The following is an 18542-nucleotide window of genomic DNA, read 5'->3' on the forward strand; positions in this document are numbered from 1 at the left end:
AAAACGATATCGACTCGGACCGGATCGCCTCCGGCGGGCCGGAGCAATGTGAATGATCTTGTTCCACAATTCCGTCCGGAAAATCCCATCGATTCCGCCACGCAGCTCTGCTACCGTCTGTAGTAGGAACGGATACCACTCACCCAGGCGGGGTGTCGGCCATGGCTATAGATCTAGCTCGCAGAATCGCCAACCAAGCCGATGAGGCGGACGAGCGATATAAGGCCGCCGCGTTCGTCAAGCGGTCGATCAACAAGGTGTTCCCCACGCATTGGTCGTTCCTGCTCGGCGAGATCGCGCTCTACAGCTTCATCATCCTGCTGCTGTCGGGCGTCTACCTGACACTGTTCTTCGACCCGTCCATGACGGAGGTCGTCTACAACGGCTCCTACCAGCCGATGCGCGGCGTGACCATGTCGCGCGCCTACGAGACGGCGCTGAATCTGTCCTTCGAGGTTCGTGGCGGCCTGTTCGTGCGGCAGGTGCATCACTGGGCGGCGCTGCTGTTCGCGACCTCGATCATCGTGCATCTGTTCCGCATCTTCTTCACCGGCGCGTTCCGCAAGCCGCGTGAGGCGAACTGGGTGCTCGGTTCACTGCTGCTGATCCTGGCGATGTTCGAGGGCTTCTTCGGTTACTCGCTGCCCGACGACCTGCTCTCGGGCACCGGCCTGCGGGCCGCGTTCTCCGGTATCACGATCTCGATCCCGATCATCGGCACCTGGCTGCACTGGCTGATGTTCGGCGGCGACTTCCCCGGCGACATCATCATTCCCCGGCTCTACGTCGCGCACGTGCTGCTGTTCCCCGGCATCATCCTGGCGTTGATCGCCGCGCACGTGGCGCTGGTGTGGTACCAGAAGCACACCCAGTTCCCCGGGCCCGGCCGCACGGAGAACAACGTGGTCGGCGCCCGGATCGTGCCGGTGTTCGCCGCCGACCAGGGCGCGTTCTTCGCCTTCACCCTCGGCATCGTGGGCATCATGGGTGGCGTGTTCCAGATCAACCCGATCTGGAACCTGGGTCCGTACAACCCGTCGCAGGTGTCGGCGGGTTCGCAGCCGGACTTCTACATGATGTGGACCGACGGCATGGCGCGATTGATGCCGCCGTGGGAGCTGTACCTGGGCCGCTACACCGTGCCCGCCGTCTTCTGGGTCGCCGTGATCATGGGTCTGGTCTTCGTCGTCCTCATCGCCTATCCCTGGATCGAGAAGCGGCTCACCGGCGACATAGGCGCGCACCACAACCTGCTGCAACGCCCCCGCGACGTGCCCGTTCGCACGGCCATCGGCGCGATGGCCATCGCGTTCTACACGGTGCTCACGCTGTCGTGCGTCAACGACATCATCGCGTACAAGTTCCACATCTCGCTCAACGCGACGACCTGGGCCGGACGCATCGGCCTGCTGCTCGCGCCCCCGATCGCCTACTTCCTGGCCTACCGCATCTGCATCGGCCTGCAGCGCAGCGACCGGGCCGTGCTCGACCACGGGGTGGAGACCGGCGTGCTCGTGCGCCTGCCGCACGGCGAGTACATCGAGGTCCACCAGCCGCTCGGCCCGGTGGACAAGCACGGCCACCCGGTTCCGCTGGAGTACCAGGGCGCGCCCGTGCCGAAGAAGATGAGCAAGCTGGGCGCGGCGGGCAAGCCGGGCACCGGCAGCTTCCTGCGCGCGGATCCGCGGGACGAGAGCGCGCAGCACTTCGAGATCGAGCACCAAGAGGAACGCAAGCAACTCGCGGTGCTGCGCAATGTTCAGGAACGGGCGAACGGCGACGGAAACGGTTCCGCCCACTGAACATTCGGCACCCGACCCGCCCGGAAAACCGCGAAGGCCCCGAGTCCGATACGACCCGGGGCCCGCTTTGCCTTGTTCAGGCGATTCCGGAGCAGTTCAGCCGCACCGGAATGCTCCCGTCGAGACCCCCACTAGGAATGCATCCCACTCACCCGGCGCAAACGCCAAGACCGGACCACGTCCACTGGCTTTGGTGTCACGAACCGCGACACGGCCGTCGACGAGAAAAGCGACTTCCACACACGCGCCATCCGGACCGCTGTATGTGCTCTTGCGCCATACAGCGCCCGTCCAACCAACCTCCACGGTACTAGCTCCTTTGCTGCGTCGAGAGCGAGATTTCTCCTGACATCGTTCCAGCTAGCAGCGGTATCCGACTGGAAAGCCGAATCCCGTGGTGCACCTTTTGCCGGAGCCCACTTTCCCGGTGCGTCGATATCGCACATCGAGTTCGAGAGGAAATTAACCTCGCGCGGGGCCCGTCCCCGCGCGGTAACACTAGCAGGTCCTTCGAAAGTTTGCCCGGCTCTTGCCTATTCAATCATCGCAACCACACACGTTTGCGAAGCAACAGGGTTGCGGGAACATTGCCGACCCTGGGTATTCATTCCAAACACTGGCGTACCACAATGTTTTTAACGGATGTGATTGCTCTGTTATCGGCCGACAATTCCCCTCCGGCCGAGGGCCGCGTCGACGGCGGCACAGCGGCCGTGCATGATGGAACCTATGGTCGAACGCGATCGAGACGACGCAGGTCGCGCCCGTAATGCCCGTCCGCGCGACCGCCTCGGGCGTCCGCTGCCTCCCGGCAGTACCGGAGTTGCCCGAATTCCGGATGATCTCGATCTTCCACCCCAGCAAACCTTGACCTTCGCCCAGCAACTGCTGGACGAGGGACTCGCATTCAATGCGCACGAGGTTTTAGAGGCCGCATGGAAGAACGGATCGTTCGCCGAGCGGATGCTGTGGCAGGCGCTCGCGCAGTTCGCTGTCGGTCTGACGCACATACAGCGCGGAAATCCCAAAGGGGCGCGTACACTGCTCGCCCGCGCGGTGTCGCGGATGACGGCATACCGACCGGAGAGCGGGCAGGCGCCCTACGATATCGACCTACCCGGATTGATCGCCCACGCCGAAGCTCTGCTCGCGACGCTGGAAGCGGGCGGCGAACCGGCGGACGCCGACCTGCGGCCGCGTCTGCGCGGCTGATCGCCTCGCTTCTACCATGGCCGGGGTGCGCTTCTCATCGTCCATCAGACGAGCCCGTGCCTGAGCCGGGTGCGGGCCGGTATGCGCCGAGCCCGTCCGGGGACCTGCATCTGGGCAATCTCCGCACCGCACTGCTTGCCTGGGCATTCGCTCGTTCCACCGGCCGCCGCTTCCTGCTCCGGATCGATGACCTGGATCGAGTGCGGCCCGGTGCGGAGCAGCGGCAGCTCGACGATCTCGCCGCGATCGGCGTGGGTTGGGACGGGCCCGTGGTACGACAGTCCGATCGGTTGCCGCAGTACGAGGCGGCCATCGAACGCCTCACCGCCGCCGGGCTCACCTACGAATGCTTCTGCACGCGAAGGGAGATACAGAAAGCAGCGACGGCGCCGCACGGACCGATGGGCGCCTATCCCGGAACCTGCCGCACCCTGATTCCCTTGGAGCGCGAGCGGTTGCGCGCGCAGGGCCGCCCGGCCGCACTCCGGCTGCGCGCCACGGCCACCGAGTTCGAGGTGTACGACCAGTTGCACGGTCGCTACCGGGGCCCGGTCGACGACGTGGTGCTACGGCGCGGTGACGGCATCCCCGCCTATAACCTCGCCGTCGTGGTGGACGACGCGGCGCAGGGCGTCGACCAAGTGGTTCGCGGCGACGACCTGCTGCCATCGACCCCGCGACAGGCATACCTCGCGACGCTGCTCGATCTGCCGGTGCCGCACTATGCCCACGTGCCGCTGGTGCTCAATTCGGAGGGGCGGCGGCTGGCGAAACGGGATGGGGCGGTGACACTCCGCGAACGATTGGCGCTCGGCAACACGCCGGAGGAAGTAGTCTCGGCACTGGCCGCTTCGCTCGGCTTCACCGCGACATCGTCGTCCGAGCTACTCGAGCGTTTCGACACCCGGCGGCTACCCCGTGAACCGTCGGTATTCGACGTGGACGGGTTGTTGCGAAGCAGCCCATGTCCGTAACGTACGCATCGTCCAACTACTGATCAATCGACGAGGACAAACAACTATGACAAGCGGTGGGTACGACCCCAACCAGTATCCGCAGGGCGGGCAGCCGTACGGCCAGCCGTACCCCCAGGGGGGCGACCAGTACGGCCAGCAGCCGCAATACGGGCAGCAGCCCCAGTACGGCCAGCAGCAGCCGCAATACGGGCAACAGCCCCAGTACGGCCAGCAGCAGCCGCAATACGGACAGCAGCCGCAGTACGGCCAGCAGCCCCAGTACGGGCAGGAACCCTACGGTCAGTACCCGCAGCAGCCCGGGTTCAACAACTACAGCGGACAACCCGGCGACCTCTTGACCCGGTTCGGCGCACGCGTTCTCGACGCCATCTTCAGCGGCATTCCGGCAGGCATCGTCTACTGGCTGGTCGCGTACGGCATCGGCGGCTTCGTCGGCGGCATTCTCGCCACCGCCATCGCCTACGTCGTCATCGTCGGCTACTACGTGCTGCTGGAGACCTCCCAGGGCGCCACCTTCGGCAAGAAGATCCTCGGACTGAAGATCCTGGCTCCCGGTGGCGCGGCGAAGATCGATCCGCAGACCTCGCTCAAGCGCAACCTCTTCGTCGCCCTGAACATCGTCTACTGCATCGGCGGCCTCGCGTCGTTCGGCTTGGCGATCTACATCGCGATCACCATCGAGCAGGACCCGAACAAGCAGGGCTGGCACGACAAGTTCGCCGGCGGCACCCAGGTCGTGAAGGCCTGATCCGCCGGAGGCCCGGAACCGCGAAGCGGGTGTGCGCTGAACCAGCGCACACCCGCTTTCTTTGTTGCGGGACAAGCAGGATCACATACCGCTTACATCTGATTCCTTCTGTCCGACAGAGAATTACGTCTACATCGACTCGATAATGCCTATCGTTGTCCGGGTCGTGAAAGTAGGATCGCACTAACCCACTCCGGCCACGCGGCCGCGTAGTGAGGTCAAGGGGGGATTCGCCAGATGGCAGCGCGTGGCTTCGTGGACCTGTTGGGTCCGGTCAGCCTGCGTACGGCCAGGCAACCGAGTAGCGCCTCGAGTTCCTCGCGCGGGCCCCGTTAGCAGCGACAACAGAGAGTCTCGGTATGAACATCATCAGATCAGCGGCAGCCGCCACCGTTCTCGTCGGCTCGGTGCTCGGCATGAGCACCGTCCTGCCGGCAGGTGCGGCGGGAGCACAATCGACGCAGAGCGATTGCGGGAACATCACTTGCACGGTCCGGCTCGATCGCGCGCAGACACGTAGCGCGAGAGACAAGAGCTGGCTGGTAGGTGCCGGTTCCGGCCTGATCTGCGCTCCCCTCAATGTGGCGGGTACCGTCTGCGCGGGAGTGATCGCGCTCGTCGCGACCGACATCGCGGTCGACGCGGGTACCTACTACGAGAACGGTAACTGCGTCGGCATCAGGTTCATTCCCCATGGCCTCACGTTCGCGGGGACGACGGAAGTCACACGCGGGACCTACAACTGCGCGTGAGCCGGACGAGGTGCCATTCGTTCGCGAATGGCACCTCGATGGCTCGACTCGTACGGTGAACTACGCGCTGGTCGTCCCCGCGATGATCACGACGACGAACCACAGGATGGCGAGCACGGTGGCGCCGACGCCGATCCAGATGCCCGCGAGCGCCATACCGCGGCCCTCTTGGCCGTTTTGCTTGATCTGGTTCAACGCGATCACGCCGAGGATGATGCCGACGATCGAGCCGAGCCCGCAGGTGACGAACCCGACCAGCGACGAGATCAGCGCACCGATCGCCATGCCGTTGGTGCCCTGCGCCGGGACTCCGTAGGGCTGGTACGGAGTCTGGTAGCCGTATTGCGGCTGCGGATACGGCTGCGCGGGCTGCTGATAGGAGGGGTACTGCGGCTGCGGGGGCGGCGTCATCGGCTGCGAAGGCGGCTGCACCGGGTACTGCGGCGCCGACGGGTAGCCCGACGGCTGCTGCTCCGGGCTCGGGTATTGCGGGACCGAATTCTGTCCACCGGACTCCGGCGACACGCCTTGGCCACCGTACTGCTTCCACCACTCGTCGGAGTCCCCGGGATTCGTCATTGCTACAGCGTATTCCACAACCTGGTTGGATGATGCGGGTGAGTGAGTCGAAAACCACACAAGAGCACGGCGGGCCTGGACGCCCCGCGGACCACGCGGCATTTGCCCAGGTAGCGCGGGGGTACTACGCACCGATCGTGGCCCTTTTCACGGCAACCCTGATCATTTCCAACATCTGCGCCACCAAGGGGGTGGAGTTCTTCGGCGACCGATCGGTGTCGCTGGGGCCGCTGCAAATCCTTCCGATCGCCACCGACGGCGCATTCTTCCTGTTCCCGCTGGCCTACATCCTCGGCGACGTACTGAGCGAGGTGTACGGCTTCCGCGCCACCCGGCGGGCCATCTACTACGGCTTCGCTGCCCTGCTGCTGACGGTCGTGTGCTTCGCCATCGCGATCCGGCTGCCCGCCGCGAGCTTCTACGACAACCAAGAGGCGTTCCGCACCGTCCTCGGGACGACGCCTCGGCTCGTCATCGCGGGCCTGGCCGGGTACTTCGTCGGCCAGCTGCTGAATTCCGCGACGTTGGTGCTGATCAAGGAGCGGACGAAGGAAAAGTACCTGTGGGCCAGGCTGATCGGATCGACCATCGTCGGCGAGTTCGCCGACACGCTGATCTTCTGCTCGATCGCCGCGGGCGCCATCGGCATCGATACCTGGCAGCAGTTCATCAACTATGTGATCGTCGGCTTCATCTGGAAGACCCTATGCGAGGTGTTCGTGCTCCCGATCACCTACCGAGTGATCGCGTTGCTCAAGAAGCACGAACCGAGCTACGCGCCGACCGAAGTGGATCCGCTGCACACCTGACGAAATCCCCGGCAAACAGGGCGCGGGCCACGAGAGACGATCGAAGACTTCGCGGAGTTACCGATCCACTTCGTGCCCCGCGCCCTTCTTACTTCTCCAGCGGCCCAGTGTCTGCGCCTTGTGTTCATCGAAGTAACCGCCCTCGATGCTCTCGCGGATCCGGTCGACCAGGCGAATCGTGAACCGCTCGTTGTGAATCGTGCACAGCGTTGCGGCGAGCATCTCCTTGGCCTTGAACAGGTGATGGAGGTAGGCGCGCGTGTAGTTGGCGCAGGTGTAGCAGTCGCAGTTCTCATCAATCGGGGTGAAGTCGCGACGAAAGCGGCTGGTGTTGATGTTGAACCGGCCGGTGTCGACGTAGATCGCGGCGTTGCGGGCGACCCGGGACGGGTTCACGCAGTCGAAGGTGTCCGCGCCGTTCTCGATGGCGGTGAAGATGTCCTCCGGCTCGCTGATGCCCAGCATGTGGCGGGGTTTGTCCTCGGGCAACTCGTCACAGCACCACCCGACGATGGCACCCAGATTGTGCTTCTCCAGCGCGCCGCCGATGCCGTAACCGTCGAATCCCGTTCCCGCGTTTCCGCGAATCGACTCGAGTCCGCGGCATGCCTTTCGGCGCAGGTCCTCGTACTGCGCGCCTTGGACGACGGCGAACAGCGCTTGATACGGCCGGTGCGTGCGCGCGGCGGTCAGCCGCTCGTGCTCATCGATGCAGCGCTGCGCCCACTCGTGGGTGCGCTGCACCGATTGCTCCTGATAGGCGCGGGTGTTCAGCAGCGTGGTGAGTTCGTCGAACGCGAACATGATGTCGGCGCCGAGCTGGTGCTGGATGTTCATCGACACCTCGGGCGTGAAGCGGTGCACCGAACCGTCGAGGTGGGAGCGGAACGTGACACCGTCGTCGTCCACGGTGGCCAGCCGCTCTTTGCCGGGTGCGATCACGTCGTCGCTGCGTACGTCGACCGCTTCCATCGCGAGCACCTTCTTGAACCCGACGCCCAGTGACATCACCTGGAACCCGCCGCTGTCGGTGAAGGTCGGCCCCGGCCAGTTCATGAACGCGCCGAGCCCGCCCGCCTCGTCCACGATGTCGGCGCCCGGTTGCAAGTAGAGGTGGTAGGCGTTCGCCAGCAGCGCTTGGGCGCCGAGTTCCCGCATGGTCTCCGGCAGGACCGCCTTGACCGTCGCCTTGGTGCCCACCGGGATGAAGGCGGGCGTGGCGATCGGCCCGTGCGGCGTGGCGATCACACCGGACCGGCCGTGCCGCCCGTCCAGGCGCGTACCGACGGTGAAGGAGAAGGATTCGGGACCGGACACCCCGCTATCCTCGCAGTTCGGCAGTCGCCGCCCGAACCAGGCCACCGCTCGCCCCGGCCCTCGGCCCCGGTCAGTCGGATTCACCGAGACGCGACACTCGCTCGGTCTGCTCCTGGTGCACGCGCAGTGCGGTGCGCAGGAAGTCGAGCGCGATCTGCAGCTCGTCGGTGTCGAACCGAGTGAGAGCGTCGGCCCCCGCCATGCCGACGGGTTCGAAGATCTCTCGCGCCACCTCCTCGGCCCGCGCGGTGCCTTCCACCAGTATCCGCCGCCGATTGCCGGGATCTTGTGCGCGCGAGACGAATCCGGCCCGCGCCAATCGGTCGATGACGGTGGTGGTGGCAGCGGGACTCAGTCGCAGCGCGACGCTGAGCTCCCCCGCCGCCAGCGGCCCACGGCCGAGCACGATGTCCAGGCAGCGCAGGTCGGTGCGATTCAATCCCAGGCGCACCGCCGCGGCCTCGTCGAAGGCGTCGAAACTCTGCTGCAGTAGCCGCAACTCCTGCGCGATCGCACCGATCAATTCATCTTTCGACATTCGAAACTTTCGGCTATCGTACATTTCGATCTCCGAATCTTAACATCGAAAGGCACGCTCCCATGAACACGACACTCGACCAGCGCCGCGCCGACGATCCAGCCCTGCGCGGCCTGTTCGACAACCTCATGCAAGCCTGGACCGATAACGACGCCGCCGCCTACGCTGCGCTGTTCACCGAGGACTCCGACTACGTCTCCTACGACGGCACCCGAGCCATCGGCCGCAGCGAGCATCAGGCCAACCACGCCAAGCTCTTCCGCGGCGTCCTGGCCGGTTCGGCACTGGTCGGCGATCTCGAGTCGATCCGCTTCATCAGCCCCGACGCGGCGATCCTGCACGGCACGGCATCGGTCCTGATGCCCTGGCGTTCCCGGCTGCCCGAACGCCGCCTGTCCCGCCAGACACTGGTGACCATCCGCACCGACCAGGGCTGGAAGATCACCGCGCTGCACAACGGCCGCGTCCGCCCGGTACGCATCCCCGAACCGGATTCCTTCCCGTCGAGAATGTCCCAGCTCATGGCCCGCCTGGCGCGACGCCTCGGTTTCGGCCACAAGCGATCGTGAGAGCCGGTTCACGAACCAGGCCGCTCAGCGCCGCGCTGGAAATCACCAACCGCACCGCGCGGGCGCGACCCCCACAACAATCCTCGGACGCCCAACCGACAGCCGGCCACTGCGAATCGCATGCACCGAAGTAGCGGACTCGAACGCCGACGCGCCCAGCGCACCGCAACCACGTCTTTCGAGCGCAGCGAGACCGAGCATCCGCCGTTCGCGGCCCGGCTCGCGTCCGAGTGACCGCCGCGTAGGCGACGAAGGAGCAAGCGGCGGTCGCTCGGACGCGAGCCATAAAGGGGCCGCGAACACGCCGCGCCGAAGGCGCGGCCAAATCACACAGCGCCCGCGAACTGGGCGTTGTACAGGCGGTAGTACGCCCCGCGCTCGTCGAGCAAGCGTTCGTGCGAGCCGTGTTCCACGATCCGGCCCGCTTCCATGACGACGATCAGGTCGGCGTCGCGGATGGTGGACAGGCGGTGGGCGATGACGAAACTGGTCCGGTCGCGGCGCAAGGCGGCGGTGGCGTGCTGCACGAGCAGTTCGGTGCGGGTGTCCACCGAGCTGGTCGCCTCGTCCAGGATGAGGATGGACGGTTTGGCGAGGAACGCGCGCGCGATGGTGATCAGCTGTTTCTCGCCGGCGCTGACGCCGGAGCCCTCCTCGTCGATGATCGTGTCGTAGCCGTCGGGCAGCGCGTGCACGAAGCGGTCGACATAGGCGGCGCGCGCCGCGGCGAGGATCTCCTCTTCACTCGCGTTCGGGTTGCCGTAGGCGATGTTCTCCCGGATGGTGCCCTTGAACAGCCAGGTGTCCTGCAACACCATGCCGATGCGCGAGCGCAGGTTGTCGCGGGTGATCTCGGTGATGTCGACGTCGTCGATGGTGATGGTGCCCGCGTCCAGTTCGTAGAACCGCATGAGCAGGTTCACCAGCGTGGTCTTGCCCGCGCCGGTGGGGCCGACGATCGCGACCACGTGCCCGGGCTCCGCCACCAGCGACAGCCGCTCGATCACCGGCTTGTCGGGTTCGTACCGGAACGAGACGGCCTCGAACTCCACCCGGCCGCGGTCGACCGGGCGCGCGTCGGCCATCACCGGGTCCGGGCTCTGTTCCTCGGCGTCCAGGATCTCGAAGATCCGCTCGGCCGAGGCGACGCCGGACTGCAGCAGGTTGGCCATCGCACCGAGCTGGGTCAGCGGCTGGCTGAACTGGCGGGAGTACTGGATGAACGCCTGTACCTCGCCGAGCGAGAGGCTGCCCGTGGCCACCTTCAACCCGCCGACGAGCGCGACCAGCACGAAGTTCACGTTCCCCAGGAACATGATCGAGGGCATGATCAGGCCGGAGATGAATTGCGCTTTGAAGCTCGCCTGATACAGCTGTTCGTTGCGCTCATCGAATGCCTTGCCGACCTCGCGGTTGCGGCCGAACGCGGTGACCACCTCGTGCCCGGTGTACGCCTCCTCGACCTGGGCGTTGACCAGGCCGGTGTACTTCCACTGGTCGACGAAGTGCGGCTTGGACCGTTTCGCGATCTGCGCGGTGACCACGATGGCGGCGGGCACGGTGAGCAAGGCGATCACCGCGAGCTGCCAGGAGATCCAGAACATCATGACCAGGATGCCGAGCACCGAGAACACCGAGATGAGCAGCTGGCTCATGGTCTGTTGCAGGCTCTGCGAGACGTTGTCGACGTCGTTGGTCACCCGGCTGAGCACGTCACCGCGCGGCGCGGAGTCGAAGTAGCGCAACGGAAGTCGATGGATCTTGTCCTCGACCTCGCTGCGCAGCCGCTTCACGGTCCGGTTGATCACGATGTTGAGCAGGTACCCCTGCAACCACCCGAAGACGGCCGCACCGATGTACAGCGCCAGCACCAAGGCGAGGACCCGCCCGACCGCGCCGAAGTCGACCCCCACCCCTGGCACCACGTCCATGGCGCTGAGCATGTCGGCGAAAGTGTTGTCGCCCTTGGCTCGCAGGGCTTCGATCGCCTGGTCCTTGGACACGCCGGGCGGCAGCTGTTTGCCGACCACGCCGTCGAAGACCAGGTTGGTCGCCTTGCCGAGGATGTACGGGCCGACGGTGTTCAGCACCACCGAGACGATGACGAGCGCGATGATCAGCGCGACCTGTAACCGCTCCGGCGCGAGCCTGCGCAACAGTCGTTTCAGCGAGGGCACGAACGATTTCGCCTTGGTGCCCGGCGCACCGGGCGTTGGCATTCCGGGTCTCATCGCGCCTCCTCGGCACTCAGTTGCGACTCGACGATCTCCCGGTACTCCGAGCACTCCCGCAGGAGCTGCTCGTGCGTGCCGATGCCGGCTATCGCGCCGTCTTCGAGCACCACGATCTGATCCGCGTCCCGGATGGTCGCGATGCGCTGCGCGACGATGACAACCGAGGCGTCCGCGGTCTCCGGCTTCAGCGCCTCCCGCAGCCTGGCGTCGGTCGCCACGTCCAGCGCGGAGAACGAGTCGTCGAACAGATACACCCGGGGCTTCTTCACCAGCGCTCTGGCGATGGCCAACCGTTGACGCTGGCCTCCGGAAACGGTGGTGCCGCCCTGCGCGACGGGGGTCTGCAGACCCTCCGGCATCTCGCGGACGAAGTCGGCGGCCTGCGCGATCTCCAGCGCGCGCCACAGCTCCTCGTCGGTGGCGTGCGGATTGCCGTAGCGCAGGTTGCTCGCGACCGTGCCGGAGAAGAGGTACGCCTTCTGCGGCACCAGGCCGATCTGCGAGCGCAACACCTCCAGGTCGATGTGGCGCACGTCGGTGCCGCCGATATAGACCGCGCCGTCGGTGACGTCCATCAGCCGGGGTATGAGGTTGATCAGCGTGGTTTTGCCCGCGCCGGTGGACCCGACGATCGCGGTGGTGGTGCCGGGGCGCACCTCGAATCGGATGGCTTTCAGCACCGGCTTCTCCGCGCCGGGGAAGGCGAACTCGGCGAACCGGAAATCCACGACAGCCGGGTCGTCGGTGAACGGCTGCGGCAGGCGCGGCGGGTGCACCGATGACTCGGTGTCGAGCACTTCACCGATCCGGTCGGCCGACACCGCGGCGCGCGGCGCCATCATGGCCAGGAACGAGGCCATCATCACGGCCATCAGGATCTGCATGATGTAGGACAGCATCGCGGTGAGCGAACCGATCTGCATGTGCCCGGCGTCGATCGCGTGCCCGCCGAACCAGATCACCGCGACCGCGGTGACGTTGCTGATCAGCATGACCGTGGGGAACATCAGCGCCATCAACCGGCCGACCCGCAGCGCGGTGTCGGTGAGTTCGGTGTTGGCCAGGCCGAACCGCCAGGTCTCCTGCCGTTCCCGCACGAAGGCCCGCACCACGCGAATACCGGTGATCTGCTCGCGCAGTACCCGGTTCACCTCATCGATCCTGGCCTGCATGTCGCGGAAGCCGGGCACCATCTTGGAGATCAGCGCGGCCATGGACAGGCCGAGCGCGGGCACCGCGATCAGCAGCAGCCAGGACAGGCCGAGATCCTCGCGCAACGCCATGATGATGCCGCCGACGCACATGATCGGCGCCATCACCAGGATGGTCGCCGACATCACGATGAGCAGCTGAACCTGCTGAATGTCGTTGGTATTGCGGGTGATCAGCGAGGGCGCGCCGAACATGCCCACTTCGCGCGCGGAGAAGGTGCCGACGCGGTGCAGCAGCGCGCCACGCAGATCGCGGCCCGCGCCCATGGCCGCCTGGGCGCCGAGATAGACCGAAGCGGCCGACGCGACGATCTGCACGCCCGTGACCGCGAGCATCCACAAGCCGGTGCTCCAGATGTAGCCGAGATCACCTTTGGTGACGCCGTTGTCGATCAGGTCAGCGTTGAGGCTCGGCAGATACAGCATCGCGATCACGGAAATCAGCTGAAGCACAACGACCCCCGCGAGCTGGGTGCGGTAGGGGTACAGATGCGTGCGGAGCAGTTGGGTCAGCATGATGAATCGCAGGCTACCGGCTGTCGGCGCGATACGCCGTGAAGATTTCTGACCTGCATGAATGCTCTCCCGTCGGGGTCTGCGGAGCTAGCGGCGCGCCCAGGCGCCTGGGTCTTCGGTGAGCGTTTCGACGAATCCGGGCAGCCGGTTGCTCGCGATGTCGGCGATGGTGACGTTCTCCAGCACCGCGCGAATATTGACCCGCAGCGCGATCCACACCCGCTGCAACGGCTCGGCCGCACCGGCATAGCGGACGTCCTCCGGCCGCGCGCCGCGCACCGACGCGAGCGGGCCCTCGATCGCGCGGATCACGTCGGCGATGGAGATGTCGGCGGCCGGCCTGGCCAGCCAGTAGCCGCCGTCCGGGCCGCGCCTGCTGATCACGAGTTCCGCGCGGCGCAGTTCGCCGAGCACGGACTCGAGCACCTTGGGCGGAATCCGCTGGGCGGTGGCGATCGCTTCGGCCTTGACCACCGGCGCGGCCTGCACAAGGGGTGCGCCGAGTCCGACCGCCGACTGGTCCAGCCGCGGCGCACTGGCGATCTCGAGCAGCGTTCGCACCGCGTAATCGACCTTCGCGGTGATGTGCACAGCAGCGACTCCTGGCGTCGAGGGGATGGCTCGAATCTACGCGGCGCCGCCGCCCGCGAGCACACAGGTCGCGGCGTCCAGCAGTGACGATTCCACCAGCGAGTCGTCCGCACCAGGCACGAGTTCCTTGGACACCAGCGCAACACCGATCACCTCGAGCGCGGCGCAGGCGCGCAGGTGCGCCTCCTCGGTGGCGTCCGGTCCGGCCAGCCACTCGCGCAGCGCCTTGCTGGTGTTCATCAGATCGGGGTAGCGGTCGGCCATGGCGTTGATGATCGCGACCGTGTCGCGCACGACCAGCGCCCCGGCGTCACGGTGATGGATCAGACCGCGCAGATACGTCCGCAGCACCTGGCGGATGCCTTCGGCGTCGTGCGGCACCCGGTCGAGATCGTCCACCACCGAACGCATGAGATCGACGATCGGATCGATGATCGCCAATAGCAGATCGAGCTTCGACGCGTAGTGATAGTAGAGCGACGCCTTTGTGATTCCTACCGCATCCGCGACCTCGCGCAGGCTCGTCTGTTCGAATCCTTTGGCTCCGAACAGCTTTACCGCGGCGTCCCGAATCGCGATTTTAGTGCTTCCACCTGCGGCTACAGCGCCGGGTGCGTCACGCACGGCCATTCGACGATCCTCTCATCACCTTCGCATCGAGCGAAGATCACCCGTAAAATTGAGGTTGTACCTCCGCTTAGCTCCTGGGTAGTCTACCTACCGCACGGTAGGCAGAAAGCGTCAGTGGAGGCGGAGGCAGGCAGGGCACCTCCGCGAGTGCTGTCTACACGCAGAACCAGCACAATCCCAGTCATCGCTAGGAGTAACCAGTCGTGTCCGTTTACCTGTACAGATGGGGGAAGTTCGCCTTCCGCCGGAAATGGATAGTGCTTCCCGTCTGGCTCGTCTTGTTCGTGCTCCTCGGTGGCCTGGGCGCGCAGCTCAGCAAGCCGATGAGCAACGACTTCAGCATGCCCAACCTGCCCTCGGAGCGTGCCAACGAAATCCTCGACAAACACTTCCCCGGCGCCTCCGCCGCGTACAAGTTCGACGCGGTCACCGGCACCTACGTCGCCGCCGCGCCGGAGGGTCAGACGCTGACTGATCCGGCGAACCGTGCGGCGCTGGACGCGTTCATCGCCAAACTCGGCCAGCTCGACATCGTCGACCACGGCAAACCCATCACCAACCCGGTCGAGGCGACCGAGAAGATGGGCTGCCTGAGCAATCCCGATCCCGCGCAGTGCAGCGCCGCCCCGCTGAACGTGCTGAGCAAGACCGCGCCCGCGACCGTGGCTGTGATCAATGTCCCGTTCACGATCGCGAAGGTCACCGACGTGACCGACGCCCAGCGGGAAACGGCCTACGACGTGGCCGCCGACGCGCGCAACGCCGGGCTGACGGTCGAGATGAGCGGCTCGATCGCGCAGAAGCAAGAAGCGCCCAGCGGCAAGTCCGAGATGATCGGCATGGCCGTCGCGCTGGTCGTGATGGTCGTGGCATTCGGCGCCATCGTCGCGGCGTTCGTGCCGATCGTCACCGCGATCATCGGCCTCGGCGCGGCCACCTCGCTGATCATGCTCGGCACCTCGGTGATCGAGATCCCCAGCTTCACCACCTTCCTCGCCTCGATGATCGGCATCGCGCTGTCCATCGACTACGCGCTGTTCATCGTGTCCAGGTACAAGCATGAACTCGCGGTGCAGGATTCGCCGGAAGAGGCCGCCGGCACCGCGCTCGGTACGGCCGGTTCCGCCGTCGTGTTCGCCGGTCTGACCGTCATCATCGCGCTGGCGGGCCTGAGCATCGTCGGTGTCGAGTTCATGACGTTCATGGGTCTGGGCGGGGCCATCGCCGCCGGTTTCGCGGTGCTCACGGCGATCACGCTGATGCCTGCGCTGCTCGGCGCGTTCGGCCGGTTCCTGTTCAAGCCGAAGCTGCCGGTGGTCGCACAGCACGATCCCGAGGACGAGAACTCGGTCACCAACGGCATGCGTTTCGGCCGCCTGATCGGCCGCGCGCCGTGGGTCGCGCTGATCCTGAGCGTCGTGGTGCTCGGCGCGCTCGCCGCCCCCGCGGCCGGCTTGAACCTGGGCCTGCCCGGCGAGGACAGCATGCCGAAGACCTCCACCATCCGGAAGGCCTACGAGCTGCGGACCGAAGGCTTCGGCGAGGGCAGCAACGGCGTGCTGAACGTGGCCGCCGACCTGAGCGCCGTCCCCGCCGAGAACCGGGACGCCGCGGTGAAGGCGCTGCGCGACAAGCTCGCGTCCTACCCCGACATGGACTACGTGACCGAGCCGCAGTGGAGCCAGGACCAGCAGGGCGCGCTGCTGAACGGCGTGCCCAAGTCCGGGCCCAACAACCAGGCCACCAAGGATCTGGTGCGCGACGCCAGGGAGGCCGAGGGCCAGCTGAAGGCCGAGTACGGCATCGAGTACGGCATCACCGGCACCACGGCGATCTTCGCCGACGTGGACCACGTGCTGCTCAGCAAGATCGTGCCCTACCTGGCGATCGTGGCGGGCGCGGCGTTCGTCCTGCTCATCCTGGTGTTCCGGTCGATCCTGGTGCCGCTCACGGCGGCGCTCGGGTTCCTGCTGTCGATGGCCGCGACCTTCGGCGCGACCGTGCTGATCTTCCAGGAGGGCAAGCTCGGCCTGATCGAGGACCCGCATCCGCTGGTCAGCTTCATGCCGATCATGCTGATCGGCTTGGTGTTCGGCCTCGCGATGGACTACCAGGTCTTCCTGGTGACCCGGATGCGCGAGGAGTTCGTGCACGGCAGGTCGGCCAAGGACGCGGTGGTCGCCGGCTACCACCACGGCGCGCGCGTGGTGACCTCGGCGGCGATCATCATGATCTCGGTGTTCGGCTCGTTCCTGCTGGAGACCGACGTGACCGCGAAGTCGTTCGGTTTCGCCCTGGCGGTCGGCGTGCTGCTGGACGCGTTCATCGTCCGCATGGTGCTGATCCCGTCGCTACTGGTGCTGATGGGCAAGTGGTCGTGGTGGATGCCGAAGTGGCTCGACCGCATCCTGCCCGATATCGACGTCGAGGGTACGAAGCTGCGTGAGCTGCAGCGGCGTTCCGCCGAGACGGCGAAGGTGCCGGTCGGCGTCAGCTGATCCGAAGGCCATGGCTCGGCCCCGCATCCGGAGTCCGGATGCGGGGCCGAGTGCGTTTCACCGGCTCGGTTGCGGCAGTTCGCAGTCGCCGACCTTCGGATCGACGCCGACATAGTTGAGCGGGCCCGCGAGGGCGGTGAGACCGATCGTGCCCCAACCGGCGCAGTTCAACGGCGGCCCGCTGTCGAAATAGTGCCGCTGCCCGGCCGCGAGCAGGCCGATCGCCAGCCAGGCCAGCAGCAGGAACCCGAGCACCCGGGAGCCTATGCCCGGGCCGCGGCCGGCACGCGCACGACGTTCGTAATCACGCTCACGACGCCCGTAATCACGCATCTCCTCGGTTCCTTCCGTGCTCCCCGTCGAGGGGGATACCCGGCCACACCGACAGTTACCCAATCAGCCCGAGGTAGTGTGGATCGAATCGCGTCTCAGCAAATATTTGGTTCACGGACCCGCAGACGAAAAGCGGACAGCCGGGCGGTATACCCACCCGGCCGTCCGCGGTTACTCGATCGAACTACGGGCTCGGTTGCGGGACATTGCAATCCGCGACCTTCGGGTTGACGCCCATGTAGTTGAGCGGTCCCGCGATCACCGTGACGGCGATGGTGCCGAAACCGGCGCAGTTGACCGGCCCGCTGTCGAAATAGTGCCGTTGTGCTGCGGCGACCACGCCGATCAGCAACCAGATCAAGACGATTACACTTCCGATTCTCATGTTTCTCTCGCGCATCGTTCCCGCGCGGATTGTCCGACGGCGCATCTGGCATCGCGTCCTTCCCCGCACTTGCGTATCGGGCGTATACCCGCGATCGCGTCGGTTACCCCTCATGAAAAGGACAATTTTCACTCCGGTTCGGCGGGAACTGCCGGCTGGTACCTTCGGTGGCATGGCGGCGCTGTTCCAGTGGACGATTCCAGGCTGGGTGATCCTGCTCGTGCTGGTGGCCGTCTACGAGTTGACCGTGAACAAGCGCCGCAGGCGCCGCCGCACCCCGCTCTCCGGCACGTTCACCGACGAATTCACCGCGCTGTTCTACTCGACCAAGCGCATGGAGCTCGACCATCGCGAATCGGTGTCGATGTTGCGCGACGAGCAGGACCAGGGGGCGCCGCCGCTGATCGGTGTCGACCTGGCCGGTCGGAAGGTCGTATTGCGCAGGGGCGGTAACGAGTAGCGCTGCGCGCCCGTGATTCTCAGCGAAGGTGACCGTCGTCGGACAGAATGAGGCCCATGCGCGGCTCGATGAGTGAGAAATGGCAGCTGTTCGGCGACCGTCTCGAGTCCGCCCCGGGGCGGCTGTCGAGCCGGGTCCGCCGGGCGCTGAGAGCCAGAGCCGCCGGGACAGCCGACTCCGGCCAGGACGTTCCGGCTGAACTCGCCACGTTCGCGGACCTGGTGGCCGACCGCTCCTATCGGGTCACCGAGCAGGAGATCACGGCGCTCAAAGCGGCCGGGCACACCGACGACGAGATCTTCGAGGCGACCGCGGTCGCCGCCTACGGCGCGGCCGACCGGCGCCTGCGCGCCGCGCACCTGGCTTGGGAGGGGTACTGAG

At 66.1% G+C, this 18542-nt stretch carries 20 protein-coding genes; 10 read left to right on the forward strand and 10 right to left on the reverse strand.

Annotation, left to right across the window (positions count from 1 at the left end):
* Nucleotides 1–161: 161 nt before the first annotated feature.
* Nucleotides 162–1802, forward strand: a complete 1641-nt coding sequence (locus ACIA5H_RS30990) for a cytochrome bc complex cytochrome b subunit (RefSeq protein WP_397079198.1) — start codon at nt 162–164, stop codon at nt 1800–1802.
* A 96-nt stretch (nt 1803–1898) separates the two neighbouring features.
* On the opposite strand, the gene ACIA5H_RS30995 is transcribed toward ACIA5H_RS30990, so the two are convergent.
* Nucleotides 1899–2108 carry a DUF397 domain-containing protein gene (locus tag ACIA5H_RS30995; RefSeq protein WP_356963395.1) on the reverse strand — a complete coding sequence of 70 codons (210 nt, stop codon included), beginning with the start codon at nt 2106–2108 and terminating at the stop codon, nt 1899–1901.
* A gap of 423 nt (nt 2109–2531) precedes the next feature.
* Here ACIA5H_RS30995 and ACIA5H_RS31000 point away from each other — a divergent pair, with 423 nt between their 5' ends.
* The 4 genes from ACIA5H_RS31000 (at nt 2532) to ACIA5H_RS31015 (ending at nt 5491) form a co-directional block, all read left to right on the forward strand.
* Complete coding sequence (locus ACIA5H_RS31000) at nt 2532–3014, forward strand: DUF309 domain-containing protein (protein WP_356963394.1); 483 nt, start codon at nt 2532–2534, stop codon at nt 3012–3014.
* Between the two features lie 56 nt (nt 3015–3070).
* Nucleotides 3071–3988, forward strand: coding sequence for a tRNA glutamyl-Q(34) synthetase GluQRS (gene gluQRS / locus ACIA5H_RS31005; RefSeq protein ID WP_397079201.1), 918 nt, complete (start codon nt 3071–3073; stop codon nt 3986–3988).
* 46 nt (nt 3989–4034) lie between these two features.
* Nucleotides 4035–4739, forward strand: coding sequence for an RDD family protein (locus ACIA5H_RS31010; protein ID WP_397079203.1), 705 nt, complete (start codon nt 4035–4037; stop codon nt 4737–4739).
* 359 nt (nt 4740–5098) lie between these two features.
* Entirely contained in the window at nt 5099–5491 is a 393-nt protein-coding gene (locus ACIA5H_RS31015; protein ID WP_379249964.1) for a hypothetical protein, read from the forward strand.
* A gap of 60 nt (nt 5492–5551) precedes the next feature.
* Here the strand turns inward: ACIA5H_RS31015 and ACIA5H_RS31020 are convergent, their stop codons facing one another.
* Nucleotides 5552–6070 carry a DUF4190 domain-containing protein gene (locus tag ACIA5H_RS31020; protein WP_397079205.1) on the reverse strand — a complete coding sequence of 173 codons (519 nt, stop codon included), beginning with the start codon at nt 6068–6070 and terminating at the stop codon, nt 5552–5554.
* Between the two features lie 29 nt (nt 6071–6099).
* Here ACIA5H_RS31020 and ACIA5H_RS31025 point away from each other — a divergent pair, with 29 nt between their 5' ends.
* On the forward strand, nt 6100–6879 hold the full coding sequence (locus ACIA5H_RS31025) for a queuosine precursor transporter (RefSeq protein ID WP_397079207.1): 780 nt from the start codon (nt 6100–6102) through the stop codon (nt 6877–6879).
* Between the two features lie 57 nt (nt 6880–6936).
* On the opposite strand, the gene tgt is transcribed toward ACIA5H_RS31025, so the two are convergent.
* Nucleotides 6937–8196 (reverse strand): tRNA guanosine(34) transglycosylase Tgt, encoded by a 1260-nt coding sequence (gene tgt / locus ACIA5H_RS31030; protein ID WP_397079209.1) that lies wholly within the window; start codon nt 8194–8196, stop codon nt 6937–6939.
* A 70-nt stretch (nt 8197–8266) separates the two neighbouring features.
* Nucleotides 8267–8734, reverse strand: a complete 468-nt coding sequence (locus ACIA5H_RS31035) for a MarR family winged helix-turn-helix transcriptional regulator (protein ID WP_397079211.1) — start codon at nt 8732–8734, stop codon at nt 8267–8269.
* Between the two features lie 62 nt (nt 8735–8796).
* On the opposite strand from ACIA5H_RS31035, the gene ACIA5H_RS31040 reads away from it, so the two are divergent.
* Entirely contained in the window at nt 8797–9303 is a 507-nt protein-coding gene (locus ACIA5H_RS31040) for an SgcJ/EcaC family oxidoreductase (RefSeq protein WP_397079213.1), read from the forward strand.
* A gap of 326 nt (nt 9304–9629) precedes the next feature.
* Here the strand turns inward: ACIA5H_RS31040 and ACIA5H_RS31045 are convergent, their stop codons facing one another.
* From ACIA5H_RS31045 to ACIA5H_RS31060, 4 genes are all read right to left on the reverse strand, one after another.
* On the reverse strand, nt 9630–11534 hold the full coding sequence (locus ACIA5H_RS31045) for an ABC transporter ATP-binding protein (RefSeq protein WP_355073006.1): 1905 nt from the start codon (nt 11532–11534) through the stop codon (nt 9630–9632).
* Nucleotides 11531–13264, reverse strand: coding sequence for an ABC transporter ATP-binding protein (locus tag ACIA5H_RS31050; RefSeq protein WP_397079216.1), 1734 nt, complete (start codon nt 13262–13264; stop codon nt 11531–11533). Before ACIA5H_RS31050 ends, ACIA5H_RS31045 begins: the two co-directional genes overlap by 4 nt.
* An 87-nt stretch (nt 13265–13351) precedes the next feature.
* On the reverse strand, nt 13352–13855 hold the full coding sequence (locus ACIA5H_RS31055) for an Rrf2 family transcriptional regulator (protein ID WP_355073010.1): 504 nt from the start codon (nt 13853–13855) through the stop codon (nt 13352–13354).
* A gap of 36 nt (nt 13856–13891) precedes the next feature.
* Nucleotides 13892–14485: a helix-turn-helix domain-containing protein gene (locus tag ACIA5H_RS31060; protein ID WP_355073012.1), complete on the reverse strand. Its 594-nt coding sequence runs from the start codon at nt 14483–14485 to the stop codon at nt 13892–13894.
* Nucleotides 14486–14688: 203 nt separating this feature from the next.
* On the opposite strand from ACIA5H_RS31060, the gene ACIA5H_RS31065 reads away from it, so the two are divergent.
* On the forward strand, nt 14689–16983 hold the full coding sequence (locus tag ACIA5H_RS31065; protein ID WP_379249955.1) for an MMPL family transporter: 2295 nt from the start codon (nt 14689–14691) through the stop codon (nt 16981–16983).
* A gap of 57 nt (nt 16984–17040) precedes the next feature.
* Here ACIA5H_RS31065 and ACIA5H_RS31070 read toward each other — a convergent pair whose 3' ends face one another.
* Entirely contained in the window at nt 17041–17316 is a 276-nt protein-coding gene (locus ACIA5H_RS31070; RefSeq protein WP_355073016.1) for a hypothetical protein, read from the reverse strand.
* Between the two features lie 184 nt (nt 17317–17500).
* Nucleotides 17501–17701, reverse strand: a complete 201-nt coding sequence (locus ACIA5H_RS31075) for a hypothetical protein (RefSeq protein ID WP_039794406.1) — start codon at nt 17699–17701, stop codon at nt 17501–17503.
* Between the two features lie 172 nt (nt 17702–17873).
* On the opposite strand from ACIA5H_RS31075, the gene ACIA5H_RS31080 reads away from it, so the two are divergent.
* Together ACIA5H_RS31080 and ACIA5H_RS31085 are read left to right on the forward strand one after the other, a co-directional pair.
* Nucleotides 17874–18161: a DUF6191 domain-containing protein gene (locus tag ACIA5H_RS31080; RefSeq protein WP_397079219.1), complete on the forward strand. Its 288-nt coding sequence runs from the start codon at nt 17874–17876 to the stop codon at nt 18159–18161.
* Between the two features lie 68 nt (nt 18162–18229).
* The gene (locus ACIA5H_RS31085; RefSeq protein WP_397079221.1) at nt 18230–18541 is read left to right on the forward strand and encodes a hypothetical protein; all 312 of its coding nucleotides are present in this window, start codon (nt 18230–18232) and stop codon (nt 18539–18541) included.
* Nucleotide 18542 lies beyond the last annotated feature (1 nt).

Source organism: Nocardia sp. NPDC051900, assembly GCF_044452545.1.
Taxonomy (GTDB): Bacteria; Actinomycetota; Actinomycetes; order Mycobacteriales; family Mycobacteriaceae; genus Nocardia; species Nocardia sichangensis.

Excerpts from the sequence above, each read along its gene's own strand:
- ACIA5H_RS31000 (WP_356963394.1), top strand. The coding sequence starts at position 2,532 with ATGGTCGAACGCGATCGAGACGACGCAGGTCGCGCCCGTAATGCCCGT.
- ACIA5H_RS31025 (WP_397079207.1), top strand. The coding sequence starts at position 6,100 with ATGATGCGGGTGAGTGAGTCGAAAACCACACAAGAGCACGGCGGGCCT.
- ACIA5H_RS31020 (WP_397079205.1), bottom strand. The coding sequence starts at position 6,070 with ATGACGAATCCCGGGGACTCCGACGAGTGGTGGAAGCAGTACGGTGGC.
- ACIA5H_RS31045 (WP_355073006.1), bottom strand. The coding sequence starts at position 11,534 with ATGAGACCCGGAATGCCAACGCCCGGTGCGCCGGGCACCAAGGCGAAA.
- ACIA5H_RS30990 (WP_397079198.1), top strand. The coding sequence starts at position 162 with ATGGCTATAGATCTAGCTCGCAGAATCGCCAACCAAGCCGATGAGGCG.
- ACIA5H_RS31080 (WP_397079219.1), top strand. The coding sequence starts at position 17,874 with ATGGCGGCGCTGTTCCAGTGGACGATTCCAGGCTGGGTGATCCTGCTC.
- ACIA5H_RS31070 (WP_355073016.1), bottom strand. The coding sequence starts at position 17,316 with ATGCGTGATTACGGGCGTCGTGAGCGTGATTACGAACGTCGTGCGCGT.
- ACIA5H_RS31040 (WP_397079213.1), top strand. The coding sequence starts at position 8,797 with ATGAACACGACACTCGACCAGCGCCGCGCCGACGATCCAGCCCTGCGC.
- ACIA5H_RS31010 (WP_397079203.1), top strand. The coding sequence starts at position 4,035 with ATGACAAGCGGTGGGTACGACCCCAACCAGTATCCGCAGGGCGGGCAG.
- ACIA5H_RS31075 (WP_039794406.1), bottom strand. The coding sequence starts at position 17,701 with ATGAGAATCGGAAGTGTAATCGTCTTGATCTGGTTGCTGATCGGCGTG.
- ACIA5H_RS31035 (WP_397079211.1), bottom strand. The coding sequence starts at position 8,734 with ATGTCGAAAGATGAATTGATCGGTGCGATCGCGCAGGAGTTGCGGCTA.
- ACIA5H_RS31060 (WP_355073012.1), bottom strand. The coding sequence starts at position 14,485 with ATGGCCGTGCGTGACGCACCCGGCGCTGTAGCCGCAGGTGGAAGCACT.
- ACIA5H_RS31050 (WP_397079216.1), bottom strand. The coding sequence starts at position 13,264 with ATGCTGACCCAACTGCTCCGCACGCATCTGTACCCCTACCGCACCCAG.
- ACIA5H_RS31015 (WP_379249964.1), top strand. The coding sequence starts at position 5,099 with ATGAACATCATCAGATCAGCGGCAGCCGCCACCGTTCTCGTCGGCTCG.
- ACIA5H_RS31085 (WP_397079221.1), top strand. The coding sequence starts at position 18,230 with ATGAGTGAGAAATGGCAGCTGTTCGGCGACCGTCTCGAGTCCGCCCCG.